1 protein-coding gene and 1 pseudogene are annotated in these 905 nt (G+C 70.2%); one reads left to right on the plus strand and one right to left on the minus strand.

What is annotated here, in order from left to right:
- The first annotated feature begins 160 nt into the window (after positions 1-160).
- Positions 161-724 carry an antibiotic biosynthesis monooxygenase gene (locus N878_RS22595; protein ID WP_021445783.1) on the plus strand — a complete coding sequence of 188 codons (564 nt, stop codon included), beginning with the start codon at positions 161-163 and terminating at the stop codon, positions 722-724.
- Here the strand turns inward: N878_RS22595 and N878_RS29210 are convergent.
- A pseudogene (locus N878_RS29210) lies at positions 725-905 on the minus strand (hypothetical protein); the annotation flags it as partial.

Below are 905 nucleotides of genomic sequence, written 5' to 3' on the forward strand. Positions count from 1 at the left end.
GAACGCGGCCTGCACGCCGCCACGCCCGCCATCGCACGACGCTGGCTAATTGGCGCAAAAGCGGAATAATCCTTGCTGCATTCCTACCCGGCGCATCACCCCGCGCCGCGTACGCCCCAAGCCACACCCCGGCCACGGGCCAGCTTCGAGGAGATACACGATGTCCCCGGTTACCCTGATGGTGGCGCGCCGCGTCGCCCACGGCCGCTATCACGACTTCATCGCCTGGCTGCGCGAAGGCGAACACCTGGCCACCGACTTCCCCGGCTACCTCGGCTCCGGCGTGCTGGCGCCGCCGTCCGGCGACGACGAATTCCAGATCGTCTTTCGTTTCAGCGACGAGCAGACCATGGCCTCCTGGGAGCATTCCGCCTCGCGCCAGGCCTGGCTGCAGCGCGGCAGCGGGCTGTTCGCCCAGCCCCAGGAAAAACGCGCCGTCGGCCTCGACGCCTGGTTCGGCAGCGTGCACCGCCAGCCGCCGCGCTGGAAGCAGAGCATCGCCATCTGGCTGGCGTTCTTCCCGGTCTCGCTGGCCTTCAACCTGCTGTTCGGCCCGGCGCTGGGCGACCTCTCGCTGGTCGTCCGGGTGCTGCTGAGCACCCTGGCCCTGACCCCGCTGATGACCTACCTGTTCATTCCCCTGGCCACCCGCCTGCTGGCGCCCTGGCTGCTGGCCGACAGCGGGCGCCTGGACGCACGCCAGGACCTGCCCGGCAAACCCTGATCAGAGCGGCAGGCGCAACCCGGCGTGGCCCTGGTGCAACGCCGGTCGAGCGATGATTTCGTCGTGCGCCTCGCTCTGCAGCAGGTACAGAGCATCCACCCCGCACTGGCGCAGACGCCGCTTCAGCGGCGCCAGCGCCAGGCTGGGCGGCCCCAGCCAAGGGCGACGCCCGTCGGCACAC

It is taken from the genome of Pseudomonas sp. EGD-AK9 (assembly GCF_000465935.2).
GTDB lineage: Bacteria > Pseudomonadota > Gammaproteobacteria > Pseudomonadales > Pseudomonadaceae > Aquipseudomonas.

What these genes read in the sequence shown, in the direction of transcription:
- N878_RS22595 (WP_021445783.1), top strand. Translation starts at nt 161, where the DNA reads ATGTCCCCGGTTACCCTGATGGTGGCGCGCCGCGTCGCCCACGGCCGC.